Raw genomic sequence first — 15964 nt, 5'->3', positions numbered from 1 at the left:
TATCGTCGCGGGGTGGAGCAACGAGCCTAAGCTTCTGTGAATATGCTACGAGTTGTCCCGACGCATCTAACATCGTTGAATCAGCTAGAAGAGGAAGGGACAGCGAAAGAATCCACTCCGAGTTGCCTCGACGCATTTGACACCTTTGAATTGGCTAGTAGAGGAAGAGGCAACGAATTTAATTAAGCCATTCTAAATTCAATTATTTTTATCGTCGCGGGGTGGAGCAGTCCGGTAGCTCGTCGGGCTCATAACCCGAAGGTCGCAGGTTCAAATCCTGCCCCCGCAACCAATATGGTCCCGTAGTGTAGTGGTTAACATGCCTGCCTGTCACGCAGGAGATCGCGGGTTCGAGTCCCGTCGGGACCGCCATTCCAAAATTCTCTATGTCGGCTTAGCTCAATTGGTAGAGACGAGCCTAAGCTTCTGTGAATATGCTGCGAGTTGTCCCGACGCATCTACATCTGTGAATAAACTGGCAGAGGAAGGGACACAAAAAAATTAAGGGTATATATAAATGTTGTTATGCCGGCTTAGCTCAATTGGTAGAGCAACTGACTTGTAATCAGTAGGTTGCGGGTTCAAGTCCTGCAGCCGGCACCAGAATGTGGCGACTATGGCGAAGTGGTTAACGCACCAGATTGTGGCTCTGGCATTCGTGGGTTCGATTCCCATCACCCGCTTTCTTGGGCCTATAGCTCAGCTGGTTAGAGCGCACGCCTGATAAGCGTGAGGTCGGTGGTTCAAGTCCACTTAGGCCCACTATTGCATTTTATCTTGTAGTAAGTTAAACTATAGTTAAGTTCGTTTTATCCCGTAATCGCTTACCGATGAAGAATACATCCATGAATCCACTCTGAGTTACTTTGACGTGTCTAGCTTCTTGGAGATGGCTAGCAGAGGAAGAGGCAGAGGATACGCTAAAGGCGATCTGTTGTTACGTTTTATTATTCCGCAATAGCTCAGCGGTAGAGCAACCGGCTGTTAACCGGTAGGTCGTAGGTTCGAATCCTACTTGCGGAGCCATACGGAGAAGTACCCAAGTGGCTGAAGGGGACGGTTTGCTAAACCGTTAGGTCGCAGTTTTGCGGCGCGCGGGTTCAAATCCCGCCTTCTCCGCCATCGAACATGGCCCGTTGGTCAAGTGGTTAAGACACCGCCCTTTCACGGCGGTAACACGGGTTCGAATCCCGTACGGGTCATCAAAGCACCGGAATAACTGGTGCTTTTCTTCTTTTCTCCTTTATGTATAAAATAGGAATAGCAGGAAAAACGAAATTTGTCGAATTTTGCGTTTTATCGTTGCAATATCTTACATTGTCTGTTATAATAATGTTAGTTTCATTTAAAAAAAGAAACATGGTACTGCGGGTTCGATTTTCATTACCCGCTCCATTACAAATAATGGTTATGGGGACAACGCAGTGTTTCGTTTCTAAAAAAGAACGAGGCATTGCGTTTTTTATTTTTTGTATTTTTATATTAATAATTTAAACGTTGCTTCTCCGCCATGAATTTGAAAAAACATGTTTTTCATTGACCCCAATATTCTTTCACATTGTTCTCGTGGCGTAGAAGGCAATAAATAGACAATTTGCAAGGCGTTTTTTGTTTCTTTTGTTACAGCGGTCCGCTCGGAATCGACAATCGGACTGCCGAAAGGTCCGCGCATATCTTTCGACACGAGTTTGCGGGAAAAGTTGACGGTGCGCCCATTAATCGCCATATATTCATCTTGCTCGGTTCCGATATCAATTGTAATAGGTCCTTCCAGTTTATCGAGGTCATAAATCCCGATTGGAATTTTATAATACAGCGAAAAGAAATTATTTACGTCGGCTGCGGAATGAATCGTTGAGATAAAACTTTTCTTCTGAATCCGCCGATATAAACTCTCAGAAGAAGGACGGTATCTGCTTGGGTCCGTACCAATGGTTTTAAAGACTTTACGCCATTCCGCTAACTCAGGAATATCGGCAATAGCAGTTTCCTGCAGATCAAAATAAATCGATTCTTGAAATAATTGGAGTCTTCCTTTTAGCATTTGCGGAGAATCGTCCACGACGATATGATGATAACGGATAATCCCAACTTTAAATTCGGGGATTATTTGTTTAAGCGTGTTGGCAACAATCGCTTCCATGCATTCTCACCTCGGATTTTTTTCTTTTATTGTAACATAGATCACGAGATTGGATGAAAGGAGGGCTTGCGATGAATGTGGTGGCACTTAAACAGGAGATTATTGCATATAGCAAAACAATTGGAATTGATAAAATCGGCTTTGCCAGCGCAGATCCGTTTGTGGAGCTAAAGGAGCGGTTACGCCGCCAGCAGGAATTAGGATATCAATCGGGATTTGAAGAGCCGGATATTGAAAAGAGAACAAATCCTTCCTTGCTTTTGCCGGAAGCAAAGTCGATTATTGCCATTGCTTTGGCGTATCCATCGAAAATGAAAAACGCTCCCCGCGGCACGAGGACGGAAAGAAGAGGAATTTTTTGCCGGGCATCATGGGGGAAGGACTACCACGATATTTTGCGGGAGCGTCTTGAAAAATTAGAAGCATTTATTTTGGAAAAAGTACCACAGGCCCGCGTCAAATCCATGGTAGATACGGGGGAACTGGCAGACCGCGCTGTTGCCGAGCGCGCAGGGATTGGCTGGAGCGGGAAAAACTGTTCCATTATTACTCCCGAGTTTGGCTCCTTTGTTTATTTAGGAGAGATGATTACCAATATTCCATTTCCCCCCGATGAACCGATTGAGAGCCGCTGCGGTACGTGCACAAAGTGTATTGATGCTTGCCCGACAGGAGCGCTTGTGCAAGGCGGACAGTTAAATGCGCAGCGATGCATCGCATTTTTAACGCAAACGAAAGGCTTTTTAGCCGATGAGTTTCGCGATAAAATTGGAAACCGTTTATATGGATGCGATACGTGCCAAATGGTTTGTCCGGAAAATAAGGGAAAAGATTTTCACTTACACCCAGAGATGGAACCAGATCCGGAAGTAGCAAAACCAAAGCTAATCCCGCTTTTGCATATCAGCAACCGCGAATTTAAAGAAAAATTTGGTCCGATTGCCGGATCGTGGCGCGGGAAAAAACCGATTCAACGCAATGCCATTTTAGCTTTAGCACATTATAAGGATAAAACAGCTATCCCGCATTTGTTAAAGTTATTAAGAGAAGACAGCCGTCCGGTCATTCGCGGTACGGCAGCATGGGCGCTCGGAAAAATTGGCGATACAAGCGTAATTGTGGATTTACAAGAAGCGAGCCAAACAGAAACAGACCCGGAAGTTCTTGCCGAAATAGAAAAAGGACTGCAATTGTTGCAAGCATCGAAAGAATAGGGAAAATTTCGCTCCTCCGTCACATAAGGTAGTAAAAAAAGAAAGTGGGGAGCGGCGTGAAAAAGCAACTACAACATTTGCTTACAAAGCGGGCGCAGCTATTTGTTTCCATAAGGGACGATATGATGGAAGAAGCGGTGGAGAGAAAACGGCAGCTATGTGAAAAACGCGGGGCGGAAATGGTTCGTTGTACGATCCATTGCCAAGTTGTAGGCAGGCATGTAATGGAAAACGAAGCAAGGCTTACTTATCTCGCACATTATCAGTTTTTGATCAAGCATGGCAGCAAGATGTATGTGGAGGAGCAAATAGAGGAAAGACAGGCGTATTTTATGCACGGAGAATTAATAAAGGATGAAAAGGTGAGCAAAGCGGATGAGAGAATGGATTCTCCGCGTTTAGAACGCGAGATGCCAGTGGATGAACGAATTTCGTATGAATATAATCGGGCAAAGGCGGTGCGTTATGCGGAAACATGGTGGAACAACTACAATCCAGCGTTTCCACGGTTTGAGGTAGATTGCACGAATTTTATTTCCCAATGTTTATACGCAGGTGGAGCGCCGATGACTGGATATCCAAATCGCGCCAAAGGATGGTGGTGCAAAAACAACAATTGGAGCTATAGTTGGGCGGTGGCAAATTCTTTCCGTTGGTACTTAAGCGGATCACGTGTTGGATTACAAGCGGTTGAAGTATCGTCACCAGAACAATTGATGGCTGGAGATGTTATTTGTTATGATTTTCAAGGGGACGGCCGTTTTGATCATTCGACGATCGTTGTGGCGAAGGATAAAGATGGGATGCCGCTAGTAAATGCACATACTACCAACAGCCGCATGCGTTACTGGTCGTACGAAGATTCTAGTGCGTACACACCAAAGATTCGCTACAAGTTTTTTCATATTATCGACCGAAAATAATCAAATCGTTTGAGGTGAAGCAACTATGCCACTACATGTAGTATTGTACCAGCCAGAAATTCCAGCAAATACGGGAAATATCGCCCGTACCTGTGCAGCAACAGACACAGCGCTTCATTTGATTCGTCCGCTCGGCTTTTCAACGGATGATAAAATGCTAAAGCGTGCAGGGCTCGACTATTGGCCATATGTTAATATTTCTTATTATGATTCATTAGATGAGTTATTTGAACAGTATCCGCACGGAGAATTTTACTTTATTACGAAGTTTGGCAAAAAATACTATGATTCCTTTGATTTTAGCGATACCGAAAAAGATCTTTTCTTTGTGTTTGGCCGGGAAACGACGGGATTGCCGAAAGATTTGCTGGAGGCGAATATGGATCGTTGCCTGCGCATTCCAATGAACGACAAAGTCCGCTCCTTAAATTTATCCAATACAGCGGCGATTTTGGTGTATGAAGCATTGCGCCAGCAAAAATTTAACGGTTTATTTTAATGAAAAAAACGACCTTCTGAAACGGAGGTCGTTTTTTTCCGCGTTAATTTTTTACGCCTGGCTTATCTTCATAACCAGCTGTAAAGATGGCAGTTAAGAAAGCGATCATGACGCCTAATACAAGCAATGTACGCATCCCTGCTTCCTCCTTTATGAAATGATGGCTCCATCTCTCATTATAGCGAATATGACAAGCGTTGTGAATGGAAGCACGGTTGGAACCATGTGACAAAATTTTTTTTGCAACGAATGATACAGGACATCCTTGCATACATTGTAATAATCCTGCTGTTAGACATCAAGGATAAGGAGGTCCTTTATGGATATTTTAAAGAAAATTGCACGATATCGGGAAGAAGAAGAGCGGTTAAGATGGGAAGGAACGTTTGCGGAGTATTTAGAGATTTTGAAAGAAAAGCCTTGGATTGCTCAGTCCGCACATTCACGCGTTTATAATATGATTAAAGATGCAGGAGTAGAGGAAGTAAACGGAAGAAAACGGTATAAATTTTTCAGCAATCAATTGTTTGGATTAGAAGAAGCGCTCGAACGTCTGGTGGAAGAATATTTCCATCCAGCGGCAAAACGGTTGGATGTGCGCAAACGGATTTTGTTACTAATGGGACCTGTCGGTGGTGGAAAATCAACGCTTGTTACATTGCTAAAACGGGGGCTAGAGGAGTATTCGAAAACAGAACGCGGTGCCGTATATGCGATTAAAGGCTGCCCGATGCACGAAGATCCGCTTCATTTAATTCCCCATCATTTACGTGACGATTTTTATAGGGAATATGGGATCCGCATTGAAGGAGAACTTTCACCATTGAACATGATGCGATTGGAAAAAGAATATGGCGGGCGTATTGAAGATGTCATGGTAGAGAGAATTTTCTTCTCGGAAAATAAACGCGTTGGCATCGGGACGTTCAGCCCATCGGATCCGAAATCCCAGGATATTGCGGATCTTACAGGAAGCATTGATTTTTCTACCATTGCCGAATATGGTTCAGAATCAGATCCACGAGCTTATCGGTTTGACGGAGAGCTAAATAAAGCTAATCGCGGAATTATGGAATTTCAAGAAATGTTAAAGTGTGATGAAAAGTTTCTCTGGCATTTGCTTTCCTTAACGCAGGAAGGAAATTTCAAAGCAGGACGATTTGCGTTAATAAGCGCTGATGAATTGATTATCGCCCATACGAACGAAACGGAATATCGCTCGTTTATCGCCAATAAAAAGAATGAAGCGCTTCATTCACGGATTATTGTCATGCCGATTCCGTATAACTTGCGCGTATCGGAAGAGGAACGGATTTACGAAAAAATGATTCGCGAAAGCGATGTCGCCGATGTGCACATTGCTCCGCATACGCTGCGAATTGCCGCTATGTTTACGATTTTAACAAGATTAAAAGAATCGAAACGGCCGGATGTCGATCTCATCAAAAAAATGCGTCTGTATGACGGGGAAATGCTCGAAGGATTTAATGAAGTTGATGTCGAGGAATTGAAAAAAGAACATCCGGATGAAGGAATGAGCGGAATTGATCCTCGCTACGTCATTAACCGGATTTCCGCCTGCATCATTCGCAAAGAAGTTCCATCGATTAATGCGCTAGATGTACTGCGCTCGCTCAAAGAGGGGCTTGACCAGCATCCATCCATTTCGAAAGAGGATAAAGAGCGGTATTTGAACTTTATTTCACTCGTGCGAAAGGAATATGATGAAATTGCGAAGCAAGAAGTGCAAAAAGCATTTGTCTACTCGTATGAAGAGTCGGCGAAAACATTGATGGACAATTACTTGGATAATGTAGAGGCATATTGCAATAAAACGAAGCTGCGCGATCCATTGACAGGCGAGGAAATGAATCCAGATGAAAAGCTGATGCGTTCGATCGAAGAGCAAATCGGCATTTCCGAAAATGCGAAAAAGGCATTCCGGGAAGAAATTTTGATTCGTATTTCTGCCTATGCACGGAAAGGGCAAAGATTTGATTACAATTCACATGAACGGCTGCGGGAAGCGATTCAAAAGAAATTATTTGCTGACTTAAAAGATATTGTAAAAATCACCACTTCTACAAAAACTCCAGATGAGCAACAGTTAAAGAAAATTAATGAGGTTGTGGCACGCTTGATTGATGAATATGGCTATAATTCCACGTCTGCCAATGAACTGCTCCGCTATGTTGGCAGCCTGTTAAACCGCTAGCATGCCTAAAGCCATTAGGCATGCTTTTTTGCACCTCATTTTGACATAAATGCAGAAGAAATCGGGATTGTCCACTTAAAATTGAGTTTGTAACTTTCGTAATAATTTGTCAATTATTTTGATTTTTTGCATAGGATAGAGTAAACAAACTGTCACTTATCCATTATGTTTTTTGACGCCAACATCAGTATATGCTGAAAAGAAAAAAGTGTGAAAATTATTTTGGATGAGGAGGGGAAAAAATGAAAGGAAACTTTGTTGTATCGAAAGAAGACTGGTCCCTCCACCGGAAAGGACATGATGATCAAAAGCGTCACCAAGAAAAAGTCAAGGAAGCGATTAAAAATAATTTGCCGGATTTAATTACCGAAGAAAGCATTATTATGTCAAACGGACGCGACGTGATTAAAATTCCAATCCGTTCTTTAGATGAATATAAAATTCGTTATAACTATGAGAAAAATAAACATGTCGGCCAAGGGGATGGAGACAGCCAAGTTGGCGACGTGGTGGCAAAAGAAGGAGCTGGGGAGGGACAGGGACCTGGAAAAGGGCAAGAAGCTGGCGACTTGCCAGGTCAAGACTATTATGAAGCAGAAGTATCGCTGATGGAATTGGAGGAAGCGCTGTTCAGCCAATTAGAGCTGCCGAATTTAAAAAGAAAAGAAGCGGATCAAAACGTTGTACAACACATCGAATTTAATGATATTCGCCGTACTGGTTTAACAGGGAATATCGATAAAAAACGAACGATGCTCGCCGCATTTAAGAGAAATGCGATGAATGGCAATCCAAGTTTTTATCCGATTTATCGTGAAGATTTAAGATTTAGAACGTGGAATGAAGTGGTAAAACCAGAGTCGAAAGCAGTTGTTCTTGCGATGATGGATACGAGCGGTTCCATGGGATTATGGGAAAAATATATGGCACGCAGCTTCTTCTTCTGGATGACCCGCTTTTTACGTACAAAATACGAAACCGTAGAAATCGTATTTATTGCACATCATACGGAGGCAAAAGTAGTTACCGAGGATGAATTTTTCACCAAAGGGGAGAGCGGCGGTACGATTTGTTCCTCCGCCTATCGAAAAGCGTTAGAGCTGATTGAAACGCAATATTCACCATTGCGCTATAATATTTATCCGTTCCACTTTTCTGATGGAGATAACTTAACATCGGATAACGCTCGTTGTGTCAAACTTGTTCAAGAACTAATGGAAGTGTCCAATATGTTTGGGTATGGCGAGGTAAACCAGTACAATCGCCATTCAACACTAATGTCTGCTTACAAAAACATTAAAGATGAAAAATTCCGCTATTATGTTCTCAAACAAAAATCTGATGTATTTCATGCGATGAAAACGTTCTTTCGCAAAGAAGAAAGTATGCAATTTGTATAATCTCCTACGAACAGATGATAGGAGATTTTTCTTTTGATTGGACTTTGATTTAAGGATGGCGAATCACACTGTTCCTGACACCAAAACAGAACAAAAAAAGAGAAAGCACTGGCAAGATCCTGGCAATAATGTTAGCGACAAAACAAACATTAAGGAAGTCTCCTTTCTATATCACTAGGATTACCAGAATTTAAAATTCTTAAACAAGAACTTCTTTTCTATGGTTATACGGTTCAAGGTTTGCTGACATAAGAAAAGGTCCCGTTTGCGTACAGAAACGGGACACATTTTCTTTTTAAAAAAAGTGGTTCATCACCAAATTTTGTGATTTAGTGACAAAAAAGAGAAAGCACTGACGAGATCCTGGCAATAATGTTAGCGGTGAAATAAACATTAAGGAGGTCTCGTAAGTGCTTTCTATACCACTAGGATTGCCAGAATTTAAAGTTATTAAACAAGAACTTCTTTCCTATGGTTATGCGATTCATGTAGAGAAAACAGAGACACAGGAACGTTGCCCTCATTGTGGGTTTGCCACTTCCTCTGTCCACGACAGACGGACAAGAAAAGTACGGGATTTGGCGATTTTCCATCAACCGGTGTACTTGTTCGTAAAGGTAAAGCGCTATCGGTGCTGGAATTGTTCCCAAGTGTTTTCCGCCTCTTTGGAATCGATTCCACCCAATCAACACTACACCAATCGATTTTGTGAGTACTTGTATGAACTTTGTGAAGGCTCCACCATTCAAGAGGTTAGCCGAAAGCACCGCATCCCATATACGACATTGGAACGCATCTATTACTCCATCGCATCGAAAAAAGCAAAAGAGCGCCAAGCAGCAAAGGGGGCATCTTTTCAGGAAGGGATGGTGCTTAGCTTAGATGAAATCGCGGTAAAAAAGGGACATCAGTATGAAACCGTATTGATGGATGCCAAAGCCGGATCGGTCATGGGAATGCATGCCGATCGCCAATGTGACTCCGCCATCAACTTGTTGAGCCAAAATGTCCTGTCGAAAGAAATGGTCCAAACGGTGATTCTTGACATGTGGGAACCTTATCATAAGGCGGTTCGTGCCCTGTTTCCATCTGCTTCGATTGTCATCGATAAGTACCATGTGGTTCAAAAAGTGACACAAGCCTTGGATCAAGCAAGAAAGGAATTTTCTCCATTGAAAAAGGCTCGATATCTTCTCTTAAAAGGATGTGAAAAGCTTCGTAAGGACCAACGGCTTCGATTAGACGATATCTTGGAGGAGTATCCGGCACTTTCCATTGCTTATTATCTGAAAGAGTTGTTTCGGGATTTTTACCGAACCGATGGATATAACGAAGCAAAGGAACGCTTGGAAGAATGGATTAAGTTAGCCAAACAGAGCCCTTTTGCTTCTTTTCAGGAAGCAGCCAACACGCTTGAAAGGTGGAAGGAGCCTATTCTTTCCTACTTTTTGTGCCCATATACAAATGCCCGGATCGAGGGGACGAATCACAAGATCAAAAACATCAAACGCCGGGCATATGGCTATCGAAATCTAGAACGGTTTCGTTTGCGTGTATTTCTGGAGTGTACAGGGAACACTACAGGTAGTCAGGCTGCTTAAGCGCTCCCTTCTTCCGCTATCGGTATGATAGTTGGTAGAATGGAACCCGTCAAGGAAAGCACTTGACTGTTTCCATTCTACCAACTTCGTGGTCTGTATGCGGAAGAAGGATACTGACTGATGAACCTATTTCATCCAGCTAACATGTTTCTAGGATTGAGTAGAAATCACAGAAAATGGTGAAGACCCAAAAAAGTATTCAATTGGACGAGCTGGTAGATTCATTGGAGTCTGCCGCTTCTCCGTCTGGCTTTGCTGAATCCGTTTTTCGTATCGTTTCAATCATTGCTAAAGCAGGCGCAAGCTCTTCTTTGTCTTTTGGCGTTTGAATCGTCACCAGCATAGGAACAGGGCTGCTTGCAGCGATGACATGAACCGTCATGTTTTCCGAGTGTGCTGTATACCAAGCGGCTCCTTTCAATGGTTCTGGAAGATTTGCGCTGTCCTGGCGAACGGCATCGGAAGACACTGCCTGTGCTTGTTCTTCAGCTAGTTTCGCATAATCTATTCCGTTCCCTTCCGCATGAAGGAGGCGGATTCTGACCAAGCTGTTATTTTGCATTAACACATCGGAATGCGGCTCTTCGGCGTCAAGCTCCCAACCTTTTAGTACATATAAGGAAAAGCCTTGGTTGTCGCTTGTTTTTAAAGAAGCAGTTTCTTTCACTTCTTTTCCATCAGCCATATAAGATAATTGCATTTCGGAAGGACGCGCTTCTTGTTGTTTGTTTTCTTTTGCATTAGCGGCACCGTTTTTGGAGGTGCTGTTTTCGTTTTTAGAAGAAGGTTGTGCTGTCTTTGATTGCTCTGTATGATTCGATTGCGTCGTTTCCGTTTGGTTTGTGCCGTTATTAGAAGGATTCGGTTGTTTTACTTCGTTTGTTTCTTTCGTTCCGCATCCTGAAACAAGAGCGATCACCGTGATGGCAGTTATCAATGGTTTCCAAGTTAATTTCATCCATCATTCCCCCTTACATTATATATCACTTATTATACCAGTTCGAATCATGAAGGAGGAATGTTAAGGCGATAAATGTTTTTTGCTACAATAATTAATTAGAGATTAGTAGTGCAAGGGAACGCGTTTGTGTCATGCATAATTTTTTTACAATCGCTGCGAATAGATTGCAAAAGTCATTGACGCCTCCACCATCGCTGCTTTTATTCCATACGTCTGTCCATAGTTTTTACGAAGTTCTACTGTTGCATGAACAATGTTTTAAATGGATCGTTTTTATTATAATATTCCCGCTTTGCTTTGGGATTGGCTTCTAAAGCTATATAGGCTCCAATCCATTCCACCGCGCATAGAAACAAAATCGACAATATTCCGCTTATCATTGTTTTTTTCCTCCTTTATGTTGTTTGAGGATACAATAATGTATGAAACGCGTTTCAATACAATAGTTTTTTGAAAAAAGGTGATAAGATGGCAAATATCCGCGAAATCGCCAAAGAAGCAGGGGTTTCCGTGGCAACGGTGTCAAGAGTGCTAAACGGCTATCCTTACGTGCGGGAAGAGAAAAGAAATGCGGTATGGGAAGCGGTAGAAAAATTAAATTACACGAAAAACATTAATGCGGTTCATTTAGCGAAAGGAAAAACGTCGATTGTTGGGGTCATGCTTCCCTACGTGAATCACCCGTATTTCGGCGCCGTATTGGAGGGAATATCAAAAGAGGCGCTTCGTCACCGGTACCACCTTTTGTTATTTCAAACGAATTATGATGTGGAAAAAGAATTAGAGGCGCTTGAGATGATGCGGATGAAACAAGTGGACGGGCTGATTGTTTGTTCGCATGTGGCAGGCTGGGAAATCATTGCACAGTATAAGGAAGATGGACCGATTGTTTTATGCGAGGATGTCGGCGATCAAGATTTTTTGTCCGTCTACATTGACCATTATGAAGCGTTTGCTAAGGCGTTGCGCTATTTAATTCGGAAAGGGCATCGGCACATCGGTTATTGCATTGGAAGAACGACAGGGACAAACAGCAAAGCTCGGGAAACGGCATATTATGACACGCTGCGGCAAGTTGGCGTCGAGCCGCGAAAAGAGTGGATTTTTGATCATTGTTTATACGTCGAAGACGGAAAGCGGGTGATCCAGCAATGGATAGGGATGTCCGAAAAGCCGAGCGCGCTGCTTGTATCGAGCGACCAAGTGGCGGCAGGCATTGTGTTGTGGGGGAGAAAAGAAGGGGTGAAGATCCCTGGTGATCTTGCGATTGTCAGTTTTGATAATCACCCAATTTCGGAACCGCTTCAGATCACAACAATGGAGTTGCCGCTTGCGTTGATGGGAACGAAGGCCTTTCGTCTCATTTATCATTACATCGAAACGGGGAATATCGTGAAGAAAAAGGAAAAACTGCCTGTCCGTTTCATGGAACGCTCATCGGTATAAGAACATGGCAGCTGTTTCCCTTATATGTGTTTCATTATGTATCGGTTTACTGGGCGTCCAATTCCGCCATATTGAACGTCGAGAGTGACTTTCCCTTTCTTTTCTAAGTATTCTAGATAACGGCGTGCTGTTACTCGCGCGATACCGACTCCTTCGGCCACTTCTTCCGCGGAAACCGGGCTTGTTTGTTTTTGGAGATAATGTACGATTTTTTGCAATGTCACTTCGTTTAAGCCTTTTGGCAGTTCATAGTGCGGCGTAGATGTTTGCTGTTCCGCCGTTTGCAAAAGAGCATCCAACTCTTTCTGGGTTAGCGTTTCTTTTTCGGCTAACGTTTGGCGAAAGGCATGGTAATTTTCGAGCGCCTGTTTGAGGCGTTCAAATTTAAACGGTTTCATAATGTAGTCAAAAGCGCCGTTTTGCAATACACGGCGTACGGTATCGATGTCACTTGCTGCGGTGATGGCAATGACATCGACTTCATATCCTTCGGAACGAATTTCTTTCAATGTTTCAAGACCATCCTTGTGAGGCATGTAAATATCGATAATCACTAAATCGGGATGAAGTGCGCGAATTAATTGTATCCCTTCCATACCATTTCCAGCGATGCCGATCACATGAAACCCTTTCACTTGTTCGATGAACTGACGGTTTACTTCCTGTACCATCGGATCGTCTTCAATAAGCAGTACGCGATGCATTTTTCCCCCTCCCTACATGTCAAAAGTAATCGTAAAAATGGTTCCTTTTCCTTTTTCCGATTTTACCTCAATATGCCCCTTTCCTTTTTCTACAATATGTTTTACCAAATATAAACCGAGGCCTCGCCCATTTTTGCCTTTCGTTGAAAACCCTTCTTCGAAAATACGATCGAGATGTTCTTCTTCAATGCCTTGGCCGTTGTCCTCGACTGAGAGAGAGCAAATTTCGTCATTTTGTTCGATACTGACGTATATTTCTTTTTCTCTATCGGTAATGCCGCGAAAAGATTCAAATGCGTTTTCAATTAGATTTCCGAGAATCACGACGAAATCATGATGGTCTAGCGCAGCCGGAAAGGCGTGCAGGCGGCTATGACGGTCGATGATGACGCGAATGCCTAGTTCTTTGCCGCGCCGGATTTTGCTAAGAAGAAGACCGGAAATACTTTCGTCCTTAATATGTTTGCTTAAAAACCGGGTCAGTTCTTCCTGTTCTTCTGTCACTTGAAATACGTATTCAAGCGCTTTTTCTTGATATCCTAATTGAATTAATCCGGCGATCGTATGTAGTTTATTCATATATTCATGGTTTTGTACACGCAAGGCATTGACAAACGCTTTAACACCTGTCAACTCTTCGGCCAGTTTCTTCACTTCGGTACGATCTTGGAAAATAGCGATGGCACCAACTGTTTTGCCGTTTACTCTAATTGGAATGCGATTGCTCCAAATCGTTAAGTTTCCTATTTGTAATTCTTTGTTATAAATAGGTTGATTAATTTCTAATATTTCAGGTAGACGTGTGTCTGGAATAATAGCACGAATTGGTTTACCGATAACGTCTCCTTCGATGCCAAACATCCGTTTAGCCCGGTCATTAAAAATCGTAATTTTTTCATCACTATCGATCGCGATGACTCCTTCATGCATGGCGTTAAATGCTTCGGTACGCTCGACAAGGAGCTTGGCAATTTCATGCGGTTCAAGCTGAAACATTTGCCGCTTGATATGAGAAGCAAGCAACCAAGCGCCAATACCGCCAATCAATAAAGAAAGGCTTATCGTAATGAAAATTTCTTCCTTTACAGCACCGATCGCTTCAAAAAAGGTTGGCAGCCGGTACGCGGCGATCACGACCCCAATTTGTTGGTGATCTTGACTCATAATCGGGACGAATGCACGAATGACGGTGCCAATTTCGCCGCGCGCTTTCGATGTGTAAGTATGTTCGGCGAAGGCAGGTCCTTCATCAGCGCCGTGAGAAACACGGCCAATCATTGATGGGATCGGGTGGGAAAGCCGGATTTTATTCATATCGAGCACAACAATATAGTCGGCGTTGTGAATAATGCGGACGCGTTCGACAATGATGTTGATCGAAGCGCGTTCTTTTTTGCTTCCCACTATATGCGATTTAATTTCAGGCAGTTCCGATACCGTACGTGCGGTTAACAAGGCGCGTTGCTGCAGTTCTTCTTCTTTCGTATGGAAGAAATCACCGATAACAAATATCCCGCTTAACAGCAAGGAGAAACTGACGATAAAGAAAATTAAGATCGTAATTTTCCAACGGATCGATAACCGATGCATTGTGCTAGACCTCTTTTGCGGCAAAGGATGAATATATTTGTATTTATTTTAGCATTTTCACAACAATATGATAAAATTTGAATAAAACAATCTCGGAAACGGTGTGGAAAATGAAAAAGCGATGGTGGTTGGCGTTTCTGATTTTGCCGTTTTGCATCGTCAGCGTCGTGTGGCTAGAAACGCAACATTTTCATAAAGAAAATATAGTGTATGACGATGAGCAAAAAGGGTTGAAAAAACAAATTGTCATTTATTTTAGCCACGTAGTGGCAGAAGATACTCCGAAGGGACTGGCAGCGCAAAAGTTTGCTGAGCTGGTAGAGAAAAAGACGAATGGACGGGTAAAAGTAGAAGTATTCCCGAACGGCTCGTTGTATTCCGATGACGAGGAAATCGATGCATTGTTGCGCGGAGACGTGCAAATGATTGCCCCTTCGTTTTCCAAAGTAACGGAATTAATTCCTGAATGGCAAGTGCTAGATTTGCCGTTCTTATTTCATGATTACAGCGATGTGGAACGGACGTTTACTGGAGAGGTCGGAGCGCAGCTTTTGGCAATGCTAGACCAAAAAGGAATTAAAGGATTAGCGTTGTGGAGCAACGGGTTTAAGCAAATGATGAGCACGACCCACCCGCTCATTCATCTTGACGATTTTCGCGGACTGCGCTTTCGCATCATGCCGAGCGCAGTGATTGAAAAACAATTTCGTTTGTTAGGCGGCGAACCGATTGCTGTTCCTTTTGACCACGTGTACCGATCTTTAGAAAAGCACGAGTTTGATGGGCAAGAAAACACCATTTCCAATATTTACTCAAAAGACTTTTACAAATTCCAGCCATATATAACGATCAGCAATCATGGGTATCTGGGTTATGCGGTGATGATGAATAAATCATTTTGGGAAAGCTTGCCGAAAGATATTCAGCAAAAAATAACCGAAGCTATTCAAGAAACAACAAAATGGAATTTGCGCGAATCGCAAAAACAAAATGAACTGCAGTTGGAAAAAATGAAGAAAAATAGGAATGTCTATATTTATGAGTTGTCAAACGAGGAAAAAGAGAAATGGAAGAAGAAATTTGCCCCGTTGTATCAGCAGTTTAAGGAAGAGTTTGGCGACAAACTGCTTCGTGAAATCCAACAAAAATAAAACGGAAAGCGGCCTTTCAACATAGGGCCGCTTTTTTGCAAGACCAAAAAGACCAAAAAGACCATTATTACCATAATATTTTTATTTTCTGAACATTACAGTAACATGATATTTGAA

13 protein-coding genes and 7 tRNA genes are annotated in these 15964 nt (G+C 42.8%); 15 read left to right on the top strand and 5 right to left on the bottom strand.

Translation table 11 applies throughout. The annotated features are described in order from the left end of the window. Positions 1 to 215 precede the first annotated feature (215 nt). The 7 genes from BDD39_RS14735 (at position 216) to BDD39_RS14705 (ending at position 1202) form a co-directional block, all read left to right on the top strand. Positions 216 to 292, top strand: a tRNA-Met gene (locus BDD39_RS14735). A 4-nt stretch (positions 293 to 296) separates the two neighbouring features. Beyond that, positions 297 to 372, top strand: a tRNA-Asp gene (locus BDD39_RS14730). Between the two features lie 155 nt (positions 373 to 527). Then, a tRNA-Thr gene (locus BDD39_RS14725) sits at positions 528 to 603 on the top strand. A gap of 85 nt (positions 604 to 688) precedes the next feature. Next, positions 689 to 762 (top strand) — tRNA-Ile (locus BDD39_RS14720). A gap of 189 nt (positions 763 to 951) precedes the next feature. After that, positions 952 to 1026: transfer RNA gene (locus tag BDD39_RS14715), tRNA-Asn, on the top strand. A 3-nt stretch (positions 1027 to 1029) separates the two neighbouring features. Next, positions 1030 to 1122, top strand: a tRNA-Ser gene (locus tag BDD39_RS14710). 8 nt (positions 1123 to 1130) lie between these two features. Then, positions 1131 to 1202, top strand: a tRNA-Glu gene (locus BDD39_RS14705). 275 nt (positions 1203 to 1477) lie between these two features. Here BDD39_RS14705 and BDD39_RS14700 read toward each other — a convergent pair. Further along, a complete protein-coding gene (locus tag BDD39_RS14700; RefSeq protein WP_166911834.1) occupies positions 1478 to 2143 on the bottom strand; it encodes a B3/B4 domain-containing protein in 666 nt (221 codons plus the stop codon). A 71-nt stretch (positions 2144 to 2214) separates the two neighbouring features. Between BDD39_RS14700 and queG the strand changes: the two genes are divergently transcribed. The 6 genes from queG to BDD39_RS14670 all read left to right on the top strand — a co-directional run bounded on the left by queG (position 2215) and on the right by BDD39_RS14670 (position 9995). Next, entirely contained in the window at positions 2215 to 3357 is a 1143-nt protein-coding gene (gene queG / locus BDD39_RS14695) for a tRNA epoxyqueuosine(34) reductase QueG (protein WP_166911832.1), read from the top strand. A 56-nt stretch (positions 3358 to 3413) separates the two neighbouring features. Beyond that, a complete protein-coding gene (locus BDD39_RS14690) occupies positions 3414 to 4280 on the top strand; it encodes an amidase domain-containing protein (protein ID WP_166911830.1) in 867 nt (288 codons plus the stop codon). Positions 4281 to 4305: 25 nt separating this feature from the next. After that, a complete protein-coding gene (gene trmL, locus BDD39_RS14685; protein ID WP_166911828.1) occupies positions 4306 to 4779 on the top strand; it encodes a tRNA (uridine(34)/cytosine(34)/5-carboxymethylaminomethyluridine(34)-2'-O)-methyltransferase TrmL in 474 nt (157 codons plus the stop codon). Between the two features lie 319 nt (positions 4780 to 5098). Beyond that, entirely contained in the window at positions 5099 to 6994 is a 1896-nt protein-coding gene (locus BDD39_RS14680) for a PrkA family serine protein kinase (protein WP_166911826.1), read from the top strand. Between the two features lie 242 nt (positions 6995 to 7236). Then, positions 7237 to 8394, top strand: a complete 1158-nt coding sequence (gene yhbH / locus BDD39_RS14675; protein ID WP_166911824.1) for a sporulation protein YhbH — start codon at positions 7237 to 7239, stop codon at positions 8392 to 8394. A gap of 410 nt (positions 8395 to 8804) precedes the next feature. Next, positions 8805 to 9995, top strand: coding sequence for an ISL3 family transposase (locus BDD39_RS14670; RefSeq protein ID WP_166907890.1), 1191 nt, complete (start codon positions 8805 to 8807; stop codon positions 9993 to 9995). Between the two features lie 199 nt (positions 9996 to 10194). On the opposite strand, the gene BDD39_RS14665 is transcribed toward BDD39_RS14670, so the two are convergent. Beyond that, positions 10195 to 10953 carry a hypothetical protein gene (locus BDD39_RS14665; protein ID WP_166911822.1) on the bottom strand — a complete coding sequence of 253 codons (759 nt, stop codon included), beginning with the start codon at positions 10951 to 10953 and terminating at the stop codon, positions 10195 to 10197. A 239-nt stretch (positions 10954 to 11192) separates the two neighbouring features. Beyond that, positions 11193 to 11336 carry a hypothetical protein gene (locus BDD39_RS14660; protein WP_166911820.1) on the bottom strand — a complete coding sequence of 48 codons (144 nt, stop codon included), beginning with the start codon at positions 11334 to 11336 and terminating at the stop codon, positions 11193 to 11195. Between the two features lie 88 nt (positions 11337 to 11424). On the opposite strand from BDD39_RS14660, the gene BDD39_RS14655 reads away from it, so the two are divergent. Continuing rightward, a complete protein-coding gene (locus BDD39_RS14655) occupies positions 11425 to 12402 on the top strand; it encodes a LacI family DNA-binding transcriptional regulator (RefSeq protein ID WP_166911818.1) in 978 nt (325 codons plus the stop codon). A 20-nt stretch (positions 12403 to 12422) separates the two neighbouring features. On the opposite strand, the gene BDD39_RS14650 is transcribed toward BDD39_RS14655, so the two are convergent. Together BDD39_RS14650 and BDD39_RS14645 are read right to left on the bottom strand one after the other, a co-directional pair. Continuing rightward, a complete protein-coding gene (locus tag BDD39_RS14650) occupies positions 12423 to 13106 on the bottom strand; it encodes a response regulator (RefSeq protein ID WP_166911816.1) in 684 nt (227 codons plus the stop codon). Positions 13107 to 13118: 12 nt separating this feature from the next. Then, the gene (locus BDD39_RS14645) at positions 13119 to 14696 is read right to left on the bottom strand and encodes an ATP-binding protein (protein ID WP_166911814.1); all 1578 of its coding nucleotides are present in this window, start codon (positions 14694 to 14696) and stop codon (positions 13119 to 13121) included. A 110-nt stretch (positions 14697 to 14806) separates the two neighbouring features. On the opposite strand from BDD39_RS14645, the gene BDD39_RS14640 reads away from it, so the two are divergent. Next, complete coding sequence (locus BDD39_RS14640) at positions 14807 to 15847, top strand: DctP family TRAP transporter solute-binding subunit (RefSeq protein ID WP_166911812.1); 1041 nt, start codon at positions 14807 to 14809, stop codon at positions 15845 to 15847. Positions 15848 to 15964 lie beyond the last annotated feature (117 nt).

It is taken from the genome of Saccharococcus thermophilus (assembly GCF_011761475.1).
In the GTDB taxonomy this organism is placed as follows: domain Bacteria; phylum Bacillota; class Bacilli; order Bacillales; family Anoxybacillaceae; genus Saccharococcus; species Saccharococcus thermophilus.
This window is presented reverse-complemented; position numbering and strand designations above follow the sequence as displayed.